18 protein-coding genes and 1 riboswitch are annotated in these 18,315 nt (G+C 65.4%); of the genes, 6 read left to right on the top strand and 12 right to left on the bottom strand.

Features of this window, described 5'->3' with window-relative positions; all coding sequences use genetic code 11:
• Positions 1 to 69: 69 nt before the first annotated feature.
• Together AC2EAL_RS20825 and ettA are read left to right on the top strand one after the other, a co-directional pair.
• Positions 70 to 1,356, top strand: a complete 1,287-nt coding sequence (locus AC2EAL_RS20825) for a reverse transcriptase family protein (RefSeq protein ID WP_484726163.1) — start codon at positions 70 to 72, stop codon at positions 1,354 to 1,356.
• A 71-nt stretch (positions 1,357 to 1,427) separates the two neighbouring features.
• Positions 1,428 to 3,083 (top strand): energy-dependent translational throttle protein EttA, encoded by a 1,656-nt coding sequence (gene ettA / locus AC2EAL_RS20830; RefSeq protein WP_484726164.1) that lies wholly within the window; start codon positions 1,428 to 1,430, stop codon positions 3,081 to 3,083.
• 513 nt (positions 3,084 to 3,596) lie between these two features.
• Here ettA and AC2EAL_RS20835 read toward each other — a convergent pair.
• On the bottom strand, positions 3,597 to 4,604 hold the full coding sequence (locus AC2EAL_RS20835) for an AlbA family DNA-binding domain-containing protein (RefSeq protein ID WP_484726165.1): 1,008 nt from the start codon (positions 4,602 to 4,604) through the stop codon (positions 3,597 to 3,599).
• 260 nt (positions 4,605 to 4,864) lie between these two features.
• Between AC2EAL_RS20835 and AC2EAL_RS20840 the strand changes: the two genes are divergently transcribed.
• Entirely contained in the window at positions 4,865 to 5,773 is a 909-nt protein-coding gene (locus tag AC2EAL_RS20840) for an alpha/beta hydrolase (RefSeq protein ID WP_484726166.1), read from the top strand.
• Positions 5,774 to 5,909: 136 nt separating this feature from the next.
• On the opposite strand, the gene aroA is transcribed toward AC2EAL_RS20840, so the two are convergent.
• The 9 genes from aroA to AC2EAL_RS20885 all read right to left on the bottom strand — a co-directional run bounded on the left by aroA (position 5,910) and on the right by AC2EAL_RS20885 (position 14,614).
• Entirely contained in the window at positions 5,910 to 7,256 is a 1,347-nt protein-coding gene (aroA, locus tag AC2EAL_RS20845; protein ID WP_484726167.1) for a 3-phosphoshikimate 1-carboxyvinyltransferase, read from the bottom strand.
• Positions 7,257 to 7,362: 106 nt separating this feature from the next.
• The gene (gene trmB / locus AC2EAL_RS20850) at positions 7,363 to 8,052 is read right to left on the bottom strand and encodes a tRNA (guanine(46)-N(7))-methyltransferase TrmB (RefSeq protein ID WP_484726168.1); all 690 of its coding nucleotides are present in this window, start codon (positions 8,050 to 8,052) and stop codon (positions 7,363 to 7,365) included.
• A gap of 123 nt (positions 8,053 to 8,175) precedes the next feature.
• Positions 8,176 to 9,342: a methionine adenosyltransferase gene (gene metK, locus AC2EAL_RS20855; RefSeq protein ID WP_484726169.1), complete on the bottom strand. Its 1,167-nt coding sequence runs from the start codon at positions 9,340 to 9,342 to the stop codon at positions 8,176 to 8,178.
• A gap of 6 nt (positions 9,343 to 9,348) precedes the next feature.
• A riboswitch (SAM-SAH riboswitch) is annotated at positions 9,349 to 9,397 on the bottom strand.
• A 35-nt stretch (positions 9,398 to 9,432) separates the two neighbouring features.
• Positions 9,433 to 10,908, bottom strand: coding sequence for an apolipoprotein N-acyltransferase (lnt, locus tag AC2EAL_RS20860; RefSeq protein ID WP_484726170.1), 1,476 nt, complete (start codon positions 10,906 to 10,908; stop codon positions 9,433 to 9,435).
• Between the two features lie 3 nt (positions 10,909 to 10,911).
• On the bottom strand, positions 10,912 to 11,625 hold the full coding sequence (locus AC2EAL_RS20865) for a transporter associated domain-containing protein (RefSeq protein ID WP_484726171.1): 714 nt from the start codon (positions 11,623 to 11,625) through the stop codon (positions 10,912 to 10,914).
• A gap of 207 nt (positions 11,626 to 11,832) precedes the next feature.
• Positions 11,833 to 12,333, bottom strand: coding sequence for an rRNA maturation RNase YbeY (gene ybeY / locus AC2EAL_RS20870; protein ID WP_484726172.1), 501 nt, complete (start codon positions 12,331 to 12,333; stop codon positions 11,833 to 11,835).
• 160 nt (positions 12,334 to 12,493) lie between these two features.
• Positions 12,494 to 13,510 carry a PhoH family protein gene (locus tag AC2EAL_RS20875; protein ID WP_484726173.1) on the bottom strand — a complete coding sequence of 339 codons (1,017 nt, stop codon included), beginning with the start codon at positions 13,508 to 13,510 and terminating at the stop codon, positions 12,494 to 12,496.
• Between the two features lie 184 nt (positions 13,511 to 13,694).
• Entirely contained in the window at positions 13,695 to 14,093 is a 399-nt protein-coding gene (locus AC2EAL_RS20880) for a hypothetical protein (protein WP_484726174.1), read from the bottom strand.
• 29 nt (positions 14,094 to 14,122) lie between these two features.
• Positions 14,123 to 14,614, bottom strand: a complete 492-nt coding sequence (locus AC2EAL_RS20885) for an OmpA family protein (RefSeq protein ID WP_484726175.1) — start codon at positions 14,612 to 14,614, stop codon at positions 14,123 to 14,125.
• Here AC2EAL_RS20885 and AC2EAL_RS20890 point away from each other — a divergent pair.
• Positions 14,613 to 14,858: a hypothetical protein gene (locus AC2EAL_RS20890; RefSeq protein WP_484726176.1), complete on the top strand. Its 246-nt coding sequence runs from the start codon at positions 14,613 to 14,615 to the stop codon at positions 14,856 to 14,858. The genes AC2EAL_RS20885 and AC2EAL_RS20890 overlap by 2 nt on opposite strands.
• Here AC2EAL_RS20890 and miaB read toward each other — a convergent pair.
• Complete coding sequence (gene miaB / locus AC2EAL_RS20895) at positions 14,855 to 16,174, bottom strand: tRNA (N6-isopentenyl adenosine(37)-C2)-methylthiotransferase MiaB (RefSeq protein ID WP_484726177.1); 1,320 nt, start codon at positions 16,172 to 16,174, stop codon at positions 14,855 to 14,857. The genes AC2EAL_RS20890 and miaB overlap by 4 nt on opposite strands.
• 139 nt (positions 16,175 to 16,313) lie before the next feature.
• Here miaB and AC2EAL_RS20900 point away from each other — a divergent pair, with 139 nt between their 5' ends.
• On the top strand, positions 16,314 to 17,183 hold the full coding sequence (locus AC2EAL_RS20900; RefSeq protein ID WP_484726178.1) for a hypothetical protein: 870 nt from the start codon (positions 16,314 to 16,316) through the stop codon (positions 17,181 to 17,183).
• A gap of 106 nt (positions 17,184 to 17,289) precedes the next feature.
• Positions 17,290 to 17,832: a fasciclin domain-containing protein gene (locus AC2EAL_RS20905; RefSeq protein WP_484726179.1), complete on the top strand. Its 543-nt coding sequence runs from the start codon at positions 17,290 to 17,292 to the stop codon at positions 17,830 to 17,832.
• Between the two features lie 41 nt (positions 17,833 to 17,873).
• Here the strand turns inward: AC2EAL_RS20905 and irrA are convergent, their stop codons facing one another.
• On the bottom strand, positions 17,874 to 18,284 hold the full coding sequence (gene irrA / locus AC2EAL_RS20910) for an iron response transcriptional regulator IrrA (RefSeq protein WP_484726180.1): 411 nt from the start codon (positions 18,282 to 18,284) through the stop codon (positions 17,874 to 17,876).
• Positions 18,285 to 18,315 lie beyond the last annotated feature (31 nt).

Here is an 18,315-nt window from a genome sequence, read left to right on the forward strand (position 1 = left end):
GCAGGGCCGACCGTGGGCTGTACCCACCTCCGGCCCTGCAGGACGCAGAAAGGTTGGGCCGCGTCTTTCATGCAAGCCAGGGATGTCCTCCTCCCGCTCGCCGCCTCCCTGTCGCAATGCGACTGGACGCTTGACGGGATTGAGGCGCACCTCCGCCAGCGCCTGCCCCGCAGCTGGTCCCGCATCCCGGCCGTGATCGCGCGCGACCTCCGCGCCGCCTTCCCCGGCCAGACCGCGCCCGACACACCGCGCATTGCCCATGCGCTGCAAGAGACCCCGCATGCCGCCCGCCTTCTGGCTCACGCCCGCAAGACCCGCAGCCTGCCGCGCCCCTGGCTTGCCGCCCCCGACTTCCGCCCGATCCCCGCACTGGCCGACCTGCCCCTGCCCCGCCTCACCACACCGGATGAGCTCGCCGACTGGCTTGCCCTGCCCCCCGACCAGCTTGTCCGCTTCGCCGACCCGCACGGCCTTTCCGCCCGAAACCCCGTGCACTTCGCCCAGCACTACCATTGCCACCTGATCCCGAAACGCGACGGCACCCTGCGGCTGATCGAAGAACCGAAACCCGTCCTGAAACGCCTGCAACGCCGCATCCTGCACGGGCTTCTCGACCTTGTCCCGGCCCACCCCGCCGCCCATGGCTTTGTCCCAGGCCGCAACTGCATCACCGCCGCCGCCACCCATGCCGGAGAGGCCGTGGTCATCAGCTTCGACCTCGCGGACTTCTTCCCCTCCATCCCCTGGTCCCGCGTCTATGCGACTTTCCGCGCCCTGGGTTACCCGCAAGCCGTCGCCCGCACCCTGGCGCACCTGACCACCGCCCTGACCCCGCCCGAGACGCTGCAAACCCCAGCCCTCGCCGCCCGCGACCATCTCAAGGCCCGCCACCTGCCCCAAGGTGCACCCACCTCCCCCGCGCTTGCCAACCTCGCCGCCTTCCGTCTCGACCGCCGCCTCTCCGCCCTCGCCCACCGCCTCGGCGCGCGCTACACCCGCTATGCCGACGACCTCACCTTCTCCGGCGACCCGCACATCGCCCCCGTCCTCATCCGCGCCGTCCCCGAGATCGCGCGGGCCGAACGCTTCCACCTCAACCCCGCCAAGACCCGACAAGCGACCAAGGGCCAGCGCCAGACCGTCACCGGCCTTGTCGTGAACCGCCGCGTCAATGTCCCGCGCCCGACTTATGACCTCCTCAAGGCCACGATCCACCACCTCCAAAACCCCGAAGACCCCCGCCGCACCGACCCCGCCTTCCTCGCCCGCCTGCAAGGCCAGATCGCCTGGGTGGAACAGGTGAACCCCGCACGCGGCCAGCGCCTCCGCACCCGCCTCGCCGCCGCCTTCCCCTGACCGCCCGCCGTTGCCCTTTCGGGGAACAGTCGCTACATACGCGCCAACCCCAAGGATCCCCGGAGCACGTCATGGCCAGCTATCAATACGTCTATCACATGGAGAACGTCTCCAAGACCTACCCGGGCGGCAAGACCTGCTTTGAAAACATCCACCTGAACTTCCTGCCCGGCGTGAAGATCGGCGTCGTCGGCGTCAACGGCGCGGGCAAGTCGACGCTTCTGAAGATCATGGCCGGGATGGACAAGGACTTCAAAGGCGAGGCCTGGGCGGCGAAAGGGGCGAAAGTAGGCTACCTCGCGCAGGAGCCGTACCTGGACCCCGCGCTCACGGCCAAGGAAAACGTCATGCTCGGCGTCGCCGCCCAGCAGGCGATCCTCGACCGCTACAACGAGCTTGCCATGAACTACTCGGACGAGACCGCGGACGAGATGGCCCAGCTGCAGGACCAGATCGACGCCCAGAACCTGTGGGAGCTTGAAGCGACCGTCGGCGTCGCGATGGACGCGCTCCGCTGCCCGCCGGACGATGCCGATGTGACCACGCTGTCGGGCGGGGAACGGCGCCGGGTGGCGCTCTGCAAGCTCCTCCTCGAGAAGCCCGACATGCTGCTCTTGGACGAACCGACCAACCACCTGGACGCCGAATCCATCGCCTGGCTGCAGAAGCACCTGATCGACTACAAGGGCACCATCCTGATCGTCACCCACGACCGCTATTTCCTCGACGACATCACCGGCTGGATCCTGGAACTCGACCGCGGCCGGGGCATCCCCTACGAAGGCAACTACTCCGCCTGGCTCGACCAGAAGGCCAAGCGGATGGCGCAAGAGGCGCGTGAGGACAAGTCCAAGCAGAAGGCGCTGGAAAAGGAACTGGAGTGGATCCGCTCCGGCGCCAAGGCGCGTCAGGCCAAGGGCAAGGCCCGCCTCAACCGCTACAACGAGATGGCGAGCCAGACCGTCACCGAACGCGCCACCACCGCGCAGATCATCATCCCGAACGGCGAGCGTCTGGGGAACAAGGTGATCGAGGTCGAGGGCCTGAAGAAGGCGATGGGCGACAAGCTTCTGATCGAGGACCTGTCCTTCGTGGTGCCGCCGGGCGCCATCGTTGGCGTCATCGGCCCGAACGGCGCCGGCAAGTCGACCCTGTTCCGCATGATCACCGGCCAAGAGACCCCGGATGCCGGCACGATCAAGCTGGGTGAGACGGTGAAGCTCGCCTACGTCGACCAGTCGCGCGACGCCTTGGACCCGAACAAGAACGTGTGGGAGGAAATCTCCGGCGGGGCCGAAGTGATCCACCTGGGCGACATGGCGATGAACTCCCGCGTCTACACGGGCGCGTTCAACTTCAAGGGCACCGACCAGCAGAAGAAAGTCGGGTTGCTCTCAGGCGGGGAACGCAACCGCGTCCACATGGCCAAGCTGTTGAAATCCGGCGGCAACGTTCTGCTCCTCGACGAACCGACCAACGACCTGGACGTGGAAACGCTGCAGGCGCTGGAAGCCGCCATCGAAGACTTCGCCGGCTGCGCGATCATCATCAGCCACGACCGCTTCTTCCTCGACCGCCTCTGCACCCACATCCTCGCCTTCGAGGGCGACGCGCATGTGGAATGGTTCGAGGGCAACTTCCAGGCCTACGAGGAAGACAAGGTCCGCCGCCTCGGCCCCGACGCACTTGAGCCGAAGCGGGTGAAGTACAAGCGGTTCGCGCGGTAGGTCGGGGTTCACCCCGACACCCCACCGCGTAGGTCGGGGCCTGCCCCGACTCCCTTGCGGCCCCCCGTAGGTCGGGCTTCAGCCCGACTACCCCTCCCCACCTGTCCTCCCCGCGCAGTCGGGGACCCATCCCCGGCCACCCCCCTCGATCCCCGCCACCGCAGGGATGACACCACCCACCTCCCGCACCCACCCATCGTAGGGTGCGCTACAGCGCACCACCCGTAGGGTGCGCATTCATTGCGCACCGCCCCACACACCCGCAACCACCTTGCCTCCCTCCCCCTCGTGGAGAGGGGCAAGGGTGGGGGGCACCACCCCAGCCACCCCAAACCACCCTCCCCACCCGCGCCGGGCGTAGGGTGGGCACCCTGCCCACCACCCGTCGCAACAAGAGTGCCGCCCCCTCCCTCGGGCGGGCGCACCAACGGCAGATCGAAGCGCTCTATCCCTCACCCCCTCCCACCGCAGTTCGGGTGACCGCCGCAAAGGCCCTCGCAAGTAAGTGGGAGATTACTTTCCCGAACTCATTAGCTTGGTCAGATACTCGTTTGTGATCTTAAAAGATGATGCTTGGATGGGCGCATTTAGACTGCCTACTTCGCAAGTCACTTCAATCTGATGTCCATCCAGTTGAACAAAATCGGGGAAATGGCCTTGCTTCAAGTTATCCGGAATCGGGTCGCGAGCGATCTTCAACTTTAGTGCAGCCACATCCAGTACTTGGTTTGGATGTATTGCCGTATCCGCTCCGCCAAAGAATGAACCGACGTTTCGGGTAACTCGGCGCTCCAATCCCACGGCTCCATTTCCGTCGAGACCGTAATCATCCAAGAATGCGCCCTTTAGGCTAACCACCGACAGATAGGGATAAATGGCGCTGGATCGAGAACTATTCTCCAAACTCAATATGATCTTTACTCCGGTGTAGGATATCCCCTGAATACTGCCACCACCGTTAGTATGAACAGAATATCGCAGATCAAGAACGGCGTCTGAGTTGCGTCGGAACGCATCCTCAACATCGTAGTGTTCCATGATGAAGGAACTCGCACCTGCTCTTTTATAGTAGTGTTTGTCTCCCTGAACTTCGCTCCGATGCGGCCTCCGCTCTGATCGAGGAATTCTGATTGCCAAATATCCGGTGTCTGCTTTCTCTGTTAAGAAGATCGGCAGAACTTCAATTTGCTCATTCTTTGGGCTTAGATACTGGCCAATCAAGTCGTTTGCTATGTTCAAGAATCTATTGAGTCCTTGGATTGGCATATAATCGCGCGCTCTGTCTACTCCGTCCGCCTCTTTCCGGCAGATAACACCCCATATAAGCAATCCACCAACTGAATTGCTGAAAGCTGATAGCGCTCTACCCAGGTTCTTTTGATCCTCACGATCGAACTCGCCGGTAGTGGGGTCCTTCTTTTGCTTGAACTCTAATGACACATTCTCTTGAAAGCCTTCTTGGACAATGTGTTTGATGGTTCCCAGGCCGTCGCGGACGAGCTTTAACCAAATATCTTCCATTATCGGGTCCCTTAAGCTTCTGCATGTCAGCTAGAAGTACGCCTTATCCATCAACTTACTACATGGCGCATGAAAGCCAAACGTTGGACGATTTCGCTAGGCGGCTACGCCTGGACATCTGCTCCCCCCCACCCCCCAAATCCTTAACACCCCCCTAACACCCACGCCCAACCCCTTGATTTCCTTAACCCCAAAATCCTGTCCACCGTGGACAGCCCCCCTTGCGGCCCCTACACTCCCCGCCGAACCATGAGGCCGCCATGCCCGACTACCAGACCCTCATCGACACCCCCACCTGGGCCTTCATCCGGAAGACCAACGCCTCCTACCCCGAGAACACCGCGACCCTCTCCATCGCTGACCAGCGGGCGATCTACGACCGGATGTGCGCGGCCTTCGACACCCCCTACCCGCCCGGCGTCACCTCCCACGACGCGCCCCTGGCCGGCGTCCCCTGCCGCATCTACTCGGGCAAGGAACCCACCGTCCTCTACCTCCACGGCGGCGGCTACGTGGTGGGCGGCCTCCACTCCCACGACGGGGTCTGCGCCGACATCCGCGCCGCCACCGGCCTGACCGTCGTCTCCGCCGACTACCGCCTCTCTCCCGAACACAAGCACCCCGCCGCCTTCGACGACGCCTGCGCCGTGGCCCGCGCCCTCGCCCAGAAAGGCCCCCTGATCCTGGTCGGCGACAGCGCCGGAGCCAACCTCGCCGCCGCCACCTGCCACGCCCTGCGAGGGCACCCAATGATCAAAGGCCAGGTCCTGATCTACCCCGGTCTCGGCGGCGACCTGAACGCGGGCTCCTACCTCACCCACGCCCAGGCCCCGATGCTGACCCGCGACGACGTCCTCTTCTACAAGGACATCCGCCACGACGGCCCCGCGCCGCAAGGTGACCCTACCGTCACCCCGCTGCAGGACACCGACTTCACCGGCCTGCCCCCGACGCTGGCCCTCGCCGCCGAATGCGACCCGCTCGCCGACGACGCCCCCGCCTACGCCGGGAAGATCCAGCAAACCGGAGGCCGCGCCCATTCAGTCACCGAAAAGGGCCTCGTCCACGGCTACCTGCGCGCCCGGCACTCCGTCCCCCGCGCCACCGAAAGCTTTGCCCGGATCACCGCGACGATCACCGCCTTCGCGGAAGATCGCTGGCCGTTCTAGCGCCGCCAGGGTGCTTCCGGCCTGACCGAAACCAGGCCGGGCATATCCTTAACACCACCCTAACAGAAACTCAACCCATTGAAAGAATGGGGCTTCTTCGTTTTGTCCACCGTGGACACTTTTCGATCGGACGGCCTCAGCCCCGCTCGATCTCGGCCCCCAGCCCCCTCATGAGGCCCTCGAAAATCGGGAACGAGGTCTGGATCGGCGAGCCGTCATCCACCGCGACCGGGGCTTTCGAGGCCAGCCCGCAGACCAGGAAGGACATCGCGATCCGGTGGTCGATGTGGGTCTTGGCCGTGGCCCCGCCCGGCACCCCGCCCGGCCCCATGCCGTGCACGATCAGCGTGTCTTCGTCCTCCTCAACCCGCACCCCGCAGGCCTCCAGCCCCCGCGCCATCGCGTCGATCCGGTCGCTTTCCTTGACCCGCAGCTCCTTGACCCCCCGCATCACGGTCTTGCCGGTAGAGAAGGCCGCGACGACCGACAGGACCGGATATTCGTCGATCATGCTGGGAGCACGCTCCGGCGGGACCTCGATCCCTTTCATGTTGCCGGAGAAGCGCACCCGCAGGTCCGCCACCGGCTCGCCGCCCTCTTCGCGCGGGTTCTGGAACTCGATCTCAGCCCCCATCTCGACGAGCGTCAGGTAGAGCCCGTTGCGGGTCAGGTTCTGGGAAACGCCGGGGACAAGGATGTCCGAGCCTTCGACGATCAGCGCCGCGCAGACCGGGAAGGCGGCACTGGACGGGTCGCGCGGGACGGCCACTGTCTGCGGCCGCAGCTCCGGCTGGCCTTTCAGGGTGATGACATGGCCCTCGACGGTCTTCTCGACCGACAGCTCTGCCCCGAAGCCCACCAGCATCCGCTCGGAATGGTCGCGGGTCGGCTCCTTCTCGATCACCACTGTCTCGCCTGGAGCATTCAGCCCCGCCAGCAGCACCGCCGACTTCACCTGCGCCGAGGCGACGGGCAGCGTGTATCGCACGGGAACAGGGTTCGCGGCGCCCACAATGGTCATCGGCAGACGGCCGCCCTGACGGCCATAGGCGCGGGCTCCGAAGAGGCTGAGCGGGTCAGTCACACGCCCCATCGGTCGCTTCCGCAGACTGGCATCCCCGGTGAAGGTCGCGGTGATCGGCGTCGTCGCCATCGTCCCCATGATCAGCCGCGCGCCGGTGCCCGAGTTGCCGACATCCAGCACATCCGCCGGTTCCTGAAACCCGCCGACGCCCACGCCGTTCACGGTCCAGGACCCCTCGCCATGCCGCGTGACAGTCGCCCCGAAGGCGCGCATCGCCTTGGCGGTGTCCAGCACGTCCTGGCCTTCCAGCAAACCGGAGATCTTCGTCTCCCCCACCGCCATCGCACCGAAGATCAGCGAGCGGTGCGAGATCGACTTGTCGCCCGGCACGGCGGCCACGCCCTTCAAGGGCCCGGACTTGCGGGATTTCATCGGTTGCGCTTCGCCGTGGCCGGACATCGTCGTCTCCCCTTCGCATTCGGGATGCCTGATAGCGCAACCTTGCGGCCCGCGCGACCCCGATTTCTTCGAAGACATCGGTACGGAGTTTTCGAGAACTCTGGCGTCAGCCGCGACGGAAGGTCAGGTAATGCGGCTCACGCCCCTCGCGTAGCGCCTTCTGCTCGTAACGGGTCGACAGCCAGTCGTCCCAGGCCCCACCCTGCCCTGCCTGCGAGACCAAGGTGAACCCGGCCTGCGGCACTTCCTCCAGCGTCTGGCGCACATAGTCGGGGATGTCGGTCGCCACCCTGAACTCTGCCCCCACAGCGCAGCAGCGCGCCAGTGCGGTCAGGTAGCCTTGCGTGACGAAACGGCGGCGGTGATGGCGGGCCTTGGGCCAGGGGTCGGGGTAGTTGAGGAAGACCTTCTGCAGACAGCCGTCGGGCAGCACATCGAACAGGTCGCGCACATCGCCGGGATGGATCGCGACATTCTCGATCCGCCCGTCGCGCAGCTTGCCCAGCAGCATGGCAACCCCGTTCACGAAGGGCTCGCAGCCGATCAGGTAGATGCCCGGGTTCCGCGCGGCCATGTGGACAAGGTGCTCACCGCCGCCGAAGCCTATCTCCAGCCACAGGGGCCGCCCGCCGGTGAAGGCGAGGTCCAGCTTCGCGCGGCCCGGGTTCTCCTCCCGCGTCACGCCCTGCAGCGACAGCGCGGACAGACCGGCTTCCAGGTCAGCCTTCTGCTGCGCCCGCAGCGTCTTGCCGTGGATGCGGCCATAGAAGTTGCGGCGTTCGCCCGCCTCGGACATGACAAGACCCCGGAGTTTATCCGGGGCCTTCAATCAGAGCACCACGCAAGGGTCAAGCGCGACCGGAGCCGGAACTGGCGACGCCGTCCGCGTGGCTCGATGCCACAAGGACGGCTCCCCGGATCACACCGCCTTCTTCAGCGCTTCGACCAGGTCGGTCCGCTCCCAGGAGAAGCCGCCGTCCTTTTCCGGCGCGCGGCCGAAGTGACCGTAGGCCGAAGTGCGGGCGTAGATCGGCTTGTTCAGATCAAGATGGGTGCGGATGCCGCGCGGGGTCAGGTCCATGACCTCGGCCACGGCCTTCTCGATGCGGGCCGCATCGACCTGGCCGGTGCCGTGGGTATCGACGTAGATCGACAAGGGCTTGGCCACGCCAATGGCGTAGGAGACCTGCAGCGTGCAGCGTTCCGCCAGCCCAGCCGCGACGACGTTCTTTGCCAGATACCGCGCGGCATAGGCGGCCGAGCGGTCAACCTTGGTCGGGTCCTTGCCCGAGAATGCGCCGCCGCCATGCGGGGCCGCACCACCATAGGTGTCAACGATGATCTTGCGGCCCGTGAGCCCTGCGTCCCCGTCCGGTCCACCGATCACGAAGGTCCCCGTCGGGTTCACGTGCCACTCGGTCTTGCGGGTGATCCAGCCGTCGGGCAGCACTTCGCGGATGTAGGGCTCCACGATCTTGCGGATGACCTTCGAGGTCTGGCGCTTGGACGTGTGCTGGGTGGACAGCACGATCGAGGTGACCTCCACCGGCTTGCCGTTGGCATAGCGCAGCGTCAGCTGGCTTTTCGCGTCCGGGCCAAGGGTTGGTTCCGCGCCCGACTTCCGCGCCTCGGCCAGGCGGCGCAGGATCGCATGGGCGTACTGGATCGGCGCCGGCATGTATTCCGGCGTCTCAAGCGTGGCATAACCGAACATGATGCCCTGGTCGCCCGCACCGTCCTTGTCGACGCCCTGCGCGATGTGCGCGGACTGTTCGTGGATGTAGTTGTGGACCTTGATCTTGTCCCAATGGAACTTCTTCTGCTCGTAGCCGATGTCCTTGACGCAGTCGCGGACGATGCCATCGACGCGGGCCATCATCGCCGCCGTCGCCTCTTTCGAGGACAGGCCGACCTCGCCGCCGACGACCACGCGGTTCGTCGTGGCAAAGGTCTCGCAGGCGACGCGGGCGTTCGGCTCTTCCTTCAGGAAGGCATCGAGGACAGCATCCGAGATTCGGTCGCAGACCTTGTCGGGATGGCCCTCGGACACCGATTCCGAGGTGAAGACATAGTCAAGGCGGCTCATGGAAAGTGCTCCGTTGGGGTTCACCCGCCACGCCAGGAAGCCGTTGTGGGGGTCGCGATTGCGCGTGACTAGACGGCCCGCGCCGCGTCGTCAATGGGAAGGTCGCAACCGCCGCACCATGGCCCCCAGCGCGAGACCCGCCAGCAACAACAGGACCGGACCATCGCCCCAGCGGTTGAACGGCGTCGGCGGCAGCGCGCCCGGGATGGTGGTGTCCAGCGCCGCCATCTTGCCGAAGGGCAGTGCCTCGACCACCCGGCCGTGCGCATCGACCACCGCCGTCACCCCGGTGTTCGCCACCCGGATCAGTGGCAGCCCCTGTTCCACCGCACGCAGCCGCGCCTGGGCGAAATGCTGGAACGGGCCGGTCCAGATGCCGAACCAGGCGTCGTTGGTGATCTGCAGCATCCAGTCGGCCCGCTCGGGTGCTGCGTTCACATCATGCGGAAAGATCGCCTCGTAGCAGATCAAGGGCAGCACCTTGCCAAAGCGCCCGAGGTCCAGCACGCGTGGCCCAGGCCCTGCCGTATAGGTGTTCCCCGCCTGCGCCGCAAAGGCACGCAGACCGAACCAGTCATAGGCCAGGTCTCCGAAGGGAATGTATTCGCCGAAGGGCACCAGATGCGCCTTGTCATAGCGCGCGGTCTCGACGCCCTCGCCTTCCAGGACCCGCAGCGAGTTGTAGAAGCGTCCGGCTTCCTCGCGCTGGATGCCCAGGGCGACCGGCTTGCCGTCCGAGGCCGAGACGACCATGTCGGCGACGCTCGGGGCATATTCCAGCATGTAGGGTACCGCCGTTTCCGGCCAGATCGTCAGGTCGGCCGGGGTGTCCTGGGCTGTCATCGCAAGCAGTCGGTCCAGAAACTCCCGCGCCTTCGCCGCCTCCCACTTTTCCGACTGCTCGGCGTTGGGCTGCACGAGGCGCAGCGTCAGATCACCCGCTTCGGGCAAGGGCTGCGCCAGACGCCAAAGCCCGAACCCCAGCGCGGAGGCCAGCAACACAGCGGCAACTGCAACGCCTAGCCAGCGGTAGACAATCGGCAGCGCCGCAGCCAGAAGGGTCAAGAGACCCAGCGCCGACGCGCCACCCAGCGCGGCCAGCTGGTCCACCGGTGTCCCGATCCAGACATGGCCCAGCATGGCCCAGGGGAAACCGGTGAAGACCACTCCGCGCAGGGCCTCCAGCGCCGTGAAGGCCACCACGAAGCCCAATACCGGATTGGCAAAGAGCCGCGCCGCCACTGCCGCGCCCGCCCAGAACAGACCCAGGCCAAAGGCCAGAAGCACGACCGCAAAAGGCGCCATCCAGCCGTGGCGCGCGATGTCGATCAGGAAGGGCTCGACGATCCAGTTCAGCGCCAGACCGAAATACCCGGCCCCGGCGAAAAGCCCGACGAGGAAAGCCCCGCGCCAGTCGGCAATCCGACCCAGAAGCCAGATCAGCCCCGCCAGTCCCGCGATGGTCGCCCACCAGAAGCCCAGCGGCGCCTGACCCAGTGCCGTAAGCGCGCCCAGCGCAAAAGCCAGCACCAGGCGGCGCTTTCCGACCAGCCAGACGTCAGTCACGCCTCACTCCGCCGCAGTCGCTGGCAGGCGCACCCGCAGCCGCTTGATCCGCCGCGGGTCGGCATCGACAATCTCGAACTGGACGCCGCTTTCGTGTTCGATCACCTCACCCCGCGCCGGCACCCGGCCGGAGCGCAGAAAGACCAGACCGCCCAGCGTGTCGATCTCTTCGTCGTCCTCACCCGTCCGCAGCGCAAGGCCCAGCGCCGCCTCGATCTCTTCCAGCGGCGCGGTGGACTGCGCCAGGATCACGCCCGGCTTCTCTTCCTTCCACAGCGCGCCCTCGTCCTCGTCATGCTCGTCCTCGATCTCGCCGATCACCGTCTCGATCAGGTCCTCGATGGTGACCAGACCGTCGACCCCGCCGTATTCATCGATGACCAGGGCCATGTGCACGCGGTCCTTCTGCATCTTCTGCAAAAGGACGCCCGTGGGCATCGACGGCGGCGCATAGAGGATCGGACGGAGCAGTCGCTTCAGGCTGAACCGCCCCGTGGCGCCAAAGCCGTGCTGCAAGGCCAGGTCCTTGAGGAGCACCAGTCCCTGGGGATGGTCCAGAGTGCCCTTGTAGACCGGCACCCGGCTGAACCCATGCTCGCGGAATACCTCGACCAGCTCATCCTTGCCGATGTCCAGCGGCACGGCCACCACCTCGGCCTTCGGAATCGCCACATCGTCCACCCGCATCCGCCGCAGCGCATGCAGGCCCTGAGGCATGGCCGTAGCGCCCGATTCGGTCTGGGGGGCTGCAGGTTCGGCAGAGGGGCTGAACGCGGAAAGAAGTCGGCCCAGAAAGCCACGTTGGCCTTGGTCCGATACGGAATCATCGGTCTCAAGCTGCGCGCCCTGCGCTGCGGGAGACCCGTCGCTACTACTGCCCATCGGTCCTTTGTCCAGAAAACACCCGTCCAGCGGGTGCGAGGGTCAATATGGGTCAGAAACCCCAAGGCTTGCAAGTATCCTGACCTCCAAGGCCTCCATCAGAGTCGCATCCTCGTCTTCTACATGGTCGTAGCCCAGAAGATGCAGGACGCCGTGCACCAGCAGATGGGTGACATGGTCCGCCATCGGCTTGCCCTGCTCCTCGGCCTCGCGAGCGCAGGTTTCCCAGGCGATGGCAATGTCCCCCAGGGGTTCGGGATCCTCCGGATCGCCCGGTTCGGGCAGATCGGGCGTCTCGCCGACGAACTCGGCGCCCCGCTCCTCGGATGGCCAGCTCAGCACGTTGGTCGGTTGCGGCTTGCCCCGGAAATCCGCGTTCAGCGTGGCGATCCGGGCGTCGTCGCAGCCCATCAGGCTGACGGCAAAGCCCTGGGCCGGCAGCCCCACCCCAGCCAGCGCCGCAGCCGCCGACCGCTCCGCCAGCGCGGCCAGCCCGAAGGCCTCCCACCGCGCATCCTCGATGACCGTCTCGACCAGTTCCATGCCCCGGGCCTAGCGCGAAGGCCCAGGCACCGCAATGGTCTTGCCCTTGGTCAAATACTCCGGGGGTTTGGGGGCAGCGCCCCCATCGCCCGAGGAGGAGGCGCAGGCCGACGACGAGACAAAAGCCTCGCGCGCCAGCGCTCATTTCGAAAACCGCCCCTCACCCCTGGGCTTCGTCGGCCTCGTAGGCCTCGATGATCCGGCCGACCAGCGGGTGGCGCACCACATCCTTCGAGGTAAAGTAGTTGAAGCTGACCCCGCGCACGCCCTTCAGGATGCGCTCCGCCTCGGCCAGGCCAGACGCCGTGCCGCGCGGCAGGTCGACCTGGGTACGGTCGCCAGTAATGACCATCCGGCTGCCTTCGCCCAGACGGGTCAGGAACATCTTCATCTGCATGGAGGTCGCGTTCTGCGCCTCGTCCAGCACGATGAAGGCGTTCGACAGCGTCCGTCCGCGCATGAAGGCCAGCGGTGCGATCTCGATCCGCTTTTCCTGCATCAGCTTTTCCACCTGCTTGGCGGGCAGGAAATCGTTCAGCGCGTCATACAAGGGCTGCATATAGGGATCGACCTTTTCCTTGGCATCCCCTGGCAGAAAGCCCAGCCGTTCCCCGGCCTCGACCGCCGGGCGCGACAGGATGATCTTCTCGACCGCGCCCGAGATGAACATCGTCACCCCCACGGCCACGGCAAGATAGGTCTTCCCCGTCCCCGCCGGCCCGATGCCGAAGCCCAGCTCATGGCTGAACAGGTTCGCCACATAGGCCTTCTGCGCCTCGGTCCGGGGTTCGATCGGCTTTTTCCGAGTCCGTAACTCCATCCCGGTCGAGAAGAGCTCGATCTGTTCGGCACTTTCGGCATCCACCGGGCGGCCCATCCGCATCGCGCCGTCGATGTCGCCTGCGGCCACGTTGCGCCCCGATTCCAGCCGGGCATAGAGGGAGCGTAACACCGCCGCTGCCTGTTCACGCGCCGTCTTGTCGCCCACCACCGCCAGCCGGTTGCCGCGCCGCAGGATGTGCACCCCCATCTGATGCTCGATCTGCGCAAGGTTGCGGTCAAATTCGCCGCAGAGATCGATCAGCAATCGGTTGTCGGGAAATTCGAGGACGGTTTCCACGATATCCTCGGCGGACGGGGGGGTCAGCGCGCTGATGCCCAAAGGGGTCTCCTTCATGTGGGGCCACAAGGGAAAGTCTGCAGCCGGATACGGCATCTGGCAAGTGAAACCCGATGCATGCACAAACTCTTGTAGGAAATGACGCCGATTTCGTGACAGTTCCCCGCCGATGCCAAAGAAAAAGGCCCCGGCACTGCCGGGGCCCCTGTCAGGCGGTTGTGTCGCGCGGTCGCGCTGCGGCTTAAGGCGTCGTCCGGACCGGTGCCTTGGCCGGGCCCGACACACGGTCCGGCCCAGGCGCGCTGTCCGTCTCGTAGGCGCCGATCACCGTGCCCGGAGGATACTTGCCGTCACAAATCGGCAGACCGGTCTTCGGATTGTACCGCGGGCTGGAATAGCCTTCCACGCCGTCATCGATGATCCAGACCTGGCACCCGTCCGGATCGTAGGCGATCGCGGCCTGGCCATCGATCAGGCCGGTATCGTCCTGGCCATAATCCTCGGCCGTGGCGATGACCGAATCCGGTCCGGTGTAAGGCTGCGCGCCTTCCGAGGACTCATAAAAGGCGCCGCACCCGGCAAGCCCCGATGCCAGCACCAGACAAAGCCCCGACCGCATCGCACGAAGCTTCGCGTCCATTCCCAGTGTTCCTGCAAGCGTCATCATCATCAGCCCTTCTTGCAGAAGACTTCGACACGGCGGTTCTTCGCCATGCCCTTAGCCGTTCCGTTCGTCGCAACCGGCTGGCTTTCGCCATAGCCCGTCACGCTGTCGACCACTGCGCCGACCGATTGCGCCACCGCCGCAACTGCGGCTGCACGGGCTTCGGACAGACCCTGGTTGTAGGCATCCGAGCCGCGACTGTCGGTATGGCCCGCAATTGAATACGAGAAAGCCCCGGTCTGGCGGAAGTACTCTTCCAGCTTCGACCGACCGGATGCCGTGAGCGTTGCGCTGGCGGTCGCAAAGTAGGTGTCGGTGCTGTCGGTCAGGCAGCTGACCTGCTTCAGGCAGACCGGCTTGCCGGTCTTCGGATCGCGCCGCGGCACCATGTAGCCCTCGGTTCCGCCGTCCGCCCACCAGTGCTGGCAGCCGTCGCGGTCGATCCAAACGCCCCATTCGATCTTGCCTGTCACAGCCTCATCTTGTGCCATGGCCATGGGTGCCGACATCAGGCAAAGGCCCGCCGCCGCAACCGAAAGCGCCTGCCGAAGCATGCTTCCCTGTCTCATCAATGCCCCACTCCTCGTAGCTGACCCGGCCGAGTCATTGTTCGTATTGCGGGCGATAATGCCGCCGAAACCTGTCATAGAGAAGGAATTCATCGGGCATAATTCGAAAATCGCGGCCATTGTCACTGTTCTGCAGCTTTCCTGCCATGCCGTGCAGGTCAGAATTGGTTAAGCAATCCGGGAAATCAGTTCTGCCGCCAGAGAGTTGGAGGACGAAGCTGAAACGCGCGCCCGGACCAATTCGCCGATTCGCCCGACCGGATCGACGATGTGCACGGCATGCAGATGACCCGACTTGCCGACCATTTGGCCAGGCAGTCGGCCCGGCTTTTCGTACAGCACCTCGACCTCGCGGCCGACCATGGCCTCCTGCGCCGAATGTTGCTGGCTGGTGATCAATGCCTGCAGCTCTTGCAGGCGGGCATCGGCGATCTCGGTCGCAACCGGGGTCTTTTCGGCCGCGGGCGTACCGGGGCGGGCGGAATACTTGAAGCTGAACGCCGCTCCGTAGCCCACCGCCCGGATCAGGTCCATCGTCGCCTGGAAATCCGTGTCCGTCTCGCCGGGGAACCCGACGATGAAGTCCGAGGACAACAGGATATCCGGCCGCGCCGCACGGATGCGCTCGACCAGCCGCAGGTAGGCCTCGGCGGTGTGCTTGCGGTTCATCGCCTTCAGGATGCGGTCCGACCCCGACTGCACCGGCAGATGCAGGTAGGGCATCAGCTGCGGGACCTCGCCATGCGCGGCGATGAGGTCGTCGTCCATGTCGTTCGGGTGGCTCGTGGTGTACCGGATGCGCGACAGGCCATCGATCCCCGCCAGTTCCCGCACCAGCCGGGCGAGGCCCCAGGTGCCCCCCGGACCCTCGCCGTGGTAGGCATTGACGTTCTGGCCCAGAAGCGTGATCTCGCGCACGCCCTGACGCACCAATCCCCGTGCCTCCTCCAGCAGCCGCGCAACCGGACGGCTCACCTCGGCCCCCCGGGTATAGGGCACCACGCAGAAGGCGCAGAACTTGTCGCAGCCTTCCTGCACCGTCAGAAACGCTGTCGGCCCCCGCAGCGCCTTGCGTTCGGGCAGATGGGAAAACTTGTCCTCGACCGGAAACTCGGTGTCGACCTGGCGCCCCTCGGCCTCGACCATCTCGGGCAGGCGGTGATAGGCCTGCGGGCCGACGACCAAGTCCACCACGGGGGACCGGCGCAGGATCTCCTCGCCCTCGGCCTGCGCGACGCAGCCCGCGACCCCGACCTTCAGCCCCGGCTTCGCCACCTTCAGCGCGCGCAACCGGCCCAGGTCGGAATAGAGCTTTTCCGACGCCTTTTCCCGGATATGGCAGGTGTTCAACAGCACCATGTCCGCGTCTTCGACCACCTCGGTCGTGACATAGCCCTTCGCGCCCAAAGCTTCCGCCATGCGCTCGCTGTCATAGACGTTCATCTGACAGCCATAGGTCTTGACGAAAAGCTTCTTGGCTTCGGTCATCGGGCGGGCCCCTTGGGAGTTGCGGGGCTTCTAGCGCAAGCGTGGCCCCGCCTCAACCGCCGCGACGCCCCTGCCGGATGCTCTCTTGCGTCGGACCCAAGGATCGCGGACCTTAGGCCGCCATCCACCCGGACCCTTCATGCGCTATCCCAGCCTTTCCGCCCTTCTGGACCGCTCGACCCCCGGCTTCGGCAAGGGCCCCCTGTCCCTGATCCTCGCCGAGGACGAGGTCGAGATCGTCTCCACCCTCGCCCATCACCTTTCGCACGGGTTCCGCGATGTCATCCTGTTGACCCCCGACGGCGTCGAGGTTCCGCCCGAGCAGGAGAGCCAGGTCCATATCGTCCACCATGATGTCTACGCCGAAGGCGCACTTGTCGCGGCCGTCAATGCCGCGATCGACCGCTTTCCCGGCGCCTGGATCCACTACTGCCACAACGCCGAATACCTGTTCTACCCGTTCTGCGAGACGCGCACCGTGGGCGAGCTGGTGGCCTTCCACGCCGAGGAACGCCGCACGGCGATGCTGACCAACGTGATCGACCTCTATGCCGGGGACCTGGGCGCGCATCCCGATGCGGTGGCGCTTGACGACGCCTGGCTGGACCGGTCGGGCTATTACGCCCTGGCCCGCAAGGACCCGAAGAACGACTGGCAACCCAAGGACCGGCAGCTGGATTTCTACGGCGGCCTGCGTTGGCGGTTCGAGGAACATATCCCCTACGCCCGCCGCCGGATCGACCGCATCTCCTTGTTCCGCGCCAGCCCGGGCTTGCGGCTTCTGCCCGACTTCACCCTGTCGGATGAAGAGATGAACACCTACTCCTGCCGCTGGCACAACAACCTGACGGCGGCAGTCTGTTCCTTCCGTACCGCAAAGGCGCTGCGCACGAACCCCGGGTCGCGCCATGCGATCCACCGCTTCCGCTGGCCCAATTCCGTAAAATTCGACTGGCACAGCCAGCAGCTGATGGACCTGGGGCTGATCGAACCGGGCCAGTGGTTCTAGACGCTCACGCAGCCGTGAAGCCGGCGCCGAAACTTCGGCGCTGACCGCCCCGTTCTTCGAACCATGACAGCCGGATGGTCCGGCTGGTCCTGGAACGGAGAACCCCATGTCCCTGAAGTCGATCCTTGGCGCCGTCGCGCTGTCCGCCCTTGCCACCCAGGCCTTTGCTGCCAACCCCGACGTCGGCGGTGCGCCGATGTTCGAAACGAAGAACATCGTCGAGAATGCCGTCAACTCGGCCGACCACACCACGCTGGTCGCCGCCGTCAAGGCCGCGGGCCTCGTCGATGCGCTGATGGGCCCCGGCCCCTTCACCGTCTTCGCCCCGGTGAACGACGCCTTTGCCGCCCTTCCCGCTGGCACCGTCGACACGCTGCTGAAACCCGAAAACAAGGACATGCTGACCAAGGTCCTGACCGCCCATGTCGTGGCCGGAGACCTGAAGCTGGCCGATCTGCGTGCCAAGGTCGGCGCAGACGGCTTTGCCAACCTGCAGACCCTGTCGGGTGATGCGCTGTCGGTGAAGTTCAAGGGCGACAAGGCGATGATCTATTCGGAATCGAAGAACATCGGCACCATCACGATCGCCGATGTCGATCAGTCGAACGGCGTGATCCACGTGGTGGATACCGTCCTCGTCCCGAAGTAAGGGATTTCATCACCGTCGGGCGGGGGCAACCCCGCCCTTTTTCACGCCTTCCGCAGGCGGATCACCACGTCCACGCGGCTGACGGCCATGCCATCGGGCACCTGCGGCAGCGACGCGATTTCCAGCTCTTCGGCCGGGGCATCGGTCAGGCTGTGGCTGTCTTCCCAGTAGAAATGCGGGTGGTCATCGGTGCGGGTGTCGAAATAGCTTTTCGAGCCGTCGACCACCACCTCGTTCATCAGGCCGGCATCACAGAAGGCGCGCAGGGTGTTGTAGACGGTGGCAAGGCTCACCTTCTCGCCCGCGTCCGACGACAGGGCATAAAGGCTTTCCGCCGTCACATGCCGGTTCATCCCGTCGCCGACCAGAAGTTCCGCCAAGGCAAGCCGCTGGCGCGTGGGACGCAGGCCCCCCGCCTTCAGCCATTCCGCGCTGCGTTCCGTGCTGGTCAAATGCCGCCTCTGACGTTGCTACTTGCGATAT

Source organism: Tabrizicola sp. T74, assembly GCF_057219935.1.

Coding starts and splice junctions, on each gene's coding strand:
- AC2EAL_RS20825 (WP_484726163.1), top strand. CDS start 70: ATGCAAGCCAGGGATGTCCTCCTCCCGCTCGCCGCCTCCCTGTCGCAA.
- ettA (WP_484726164.1), top strand. CDS start 1,428: ATGGCCAGCTATCAATACGTCTATCACATGGAGAACGTCTCCAAGACC.
- AC2EAL_RS20835 (WP_484726165.1), bottom strand. CDS start 4,604: ATGGAAGATATTTGGTTAAAGCTCGTCCGCGACGGCCTGGGAACCATC.
- AC2EAL_RS20840 (WP_484726166.1), top strand. CDS start 4,865: ATGCCCGACTACCAGACCCTCATCGACACCCCCACCTGGGCCTTCATC.
- aroA (WP_484726167.1), bottom strand. CDS start 7,256: ATGTCCGGCCACGGCGAAGCGCAACCGATGAAATCCCGCAAGTCCGGG.
- trmB (WP_484726168.1), bottom strand. CDS start 8,052: ATGTCCGAGGCGGGCGAACGCCGCAACTTCTATGGCCGCATCCACGGC.
- metK (WP_484726169.1), bottom strand. CDS start 9,342: ATGAGCCGCCTTGACTATGTCTTCACCTCGGAATCGGTGTCCGAGGGC.
- AC2EAL_RS20865 (WP_484726171.1), bottom strand. CDS start 11,625: ATGCCTCAGGGCCTGCATGCGCTGCGGCGGATGCGGGTGGACGATGTG.
- ybeY (WP_484726172.1), bottom strand. CDS start 12,333: ATGGAACTGGTCGAGACGGTCATCGAGGATGCGCGGTGGGAGGCCTTC.
- AC2EAL_RS20875 (WP_484726173.1), bottom strand. CDS start 13,510: ATGAAGGAGACCCCTTTGGGCATCAGCGCGCTGACCCCCCCGTCCGCC.
- AC2EAL_RS20880 (WP_484726174.1), bottom strand. CDS start 14,093: ATGGACGCGAAGCTTCGTGCGATGCGGTCGGGGCTTTGTCTGGTGCTG.
- AC2EAL_RS20890 (WP_484726176.1), top strand. CDS start 14,613: ATGGGTGCCGACATCAGGCAAAGGCCCGCCGCCGCAACCGAAAGCGCC.
- AC2EAL_RS20885 (WP_484726175.1), bottom strand. CDS start 14,614: ATGGCCATGGCACAAGATGAGGCTGTGACAGGCAAGATCGAATGGGGC.
- miaB (WP_484726177.1), bottom strand. CDS start 16,174: ATGACCGAAGCCAAGAAGCTTTTCGTCAAGACCTATGGCTGTCAGATG.
- AC2EAL_RS20900 (WP_484726178.1), top strand. CDS start 16,314: ATGCGCTATCCCAGCCTTTCCGCCCTTCTGGACCGCTCGACCCCCGGC.
- AC2EAL_RS20905 (WP_484726179.1), top strand. CDS start 17,290: ATGTCCCTGAAGTCGATCCTTGGCGCCGTCGCGCTGTCCGCCCTTGCC.